Below are 993 nucleotides of genomic sequence, written 5' to 3'. Positions count from 1 at the left end.
GTGACTCGTTGCTACTGACATGGAGCTCTCCGTGGAACAGGCCGCCGAGTTGCGGGAGTTGTCGAGCAGCCGGGATGTACCCGCGGATGTGGCCACCCGGGCCCGGATCGTGTTGTGGTCGGGTGAAGGGCGTCGGCGTAAGGACATTGCCGAACTGCTCGGGGTGTCGTTGCCGACCGTGGACCGCTGGAAGACTCGTTATGCCGAGCGCGGACTTGCCGGGCTGGAGGGCGACCGTCCGGGCGGGGCGCGCGAGCAGGTACCGGCGCGGATTCGGGCTCGGGTGATCGCATTGACGCGCATGACGCCGCCGGCCGGAACCGGTCTTTCGCACTGGTCGACGCGGGAGTTGGCGAAGTATCTGAAGCGGACCGAGAGCGTCACCGTGTCCTGGCACTACATCGCGCGGATCTGGCGCGAGGAGAACCTCAGGCCACACCGCAACGGCACCTTCAAGATTTCGACGGATCCTGCGTTCGCGGACAAGGTCGCCGATGTCGTCGGCCTCTACCTTGCCCCGCCCGGTGGCGCGGTTGTGCTCTCGGTCGATGAAGAGACACAGATCCAGGCGCTGGACCGGACCCAGCCGGTGCTGCCCGTGACGTTCTCGGCCACCGAGAAGCGCACCCACGACTACGTCCGGCACGGCACCACGAACCTGTTCGCCGCACTCAACGTCGGCACCGGCGAAGTGATCGGCGAGTGCAGGCCGAGCCGGAACGCCGTGAGCTTCCTGGCCTTCCTCAAGAAGGTGGTGAAACCGCACGCCGGCAGGGAGATCCACGTCGTCCTGGACAACCTCTCCACGCACACCACACCGGAGGTGAAGACGTGGCTGGCGCGCAATCCGCACGTCCACTTCCACTTCACCCCCGTCGGGTCTTCATGGATCAACCAAATCGAGACCTGGTTCGGAATCCTGACCCGCCAGTCGATCCGCCGGGGCACGTTCTCCAGCGTGAACGTCCTGATCAAGCAGATTCGCGATTACAT

At 65.3% G+C, this 993-nt stretch carries 1 protein-coding gene; it reads left to right on the top strand.

Annotated features, from left to right (window positions below; genetic code table 11):
- Positions 1–31: 31 nt before the first annotated feature.
- A partial coding sequence (locus tag AC4IJH_RS43570; RefSeq protein ID WP_490857573.1) for an IS630 family transposase occupies positions 32–993 on the top strand: 962 nt, incomplete at its 3' end.

Source organism: Streptomyces sp. UF-297, assembly GCF_058245575.1.
This window is presented reverse-complemented; position numbering and strand designations above follow the sequence as displayed.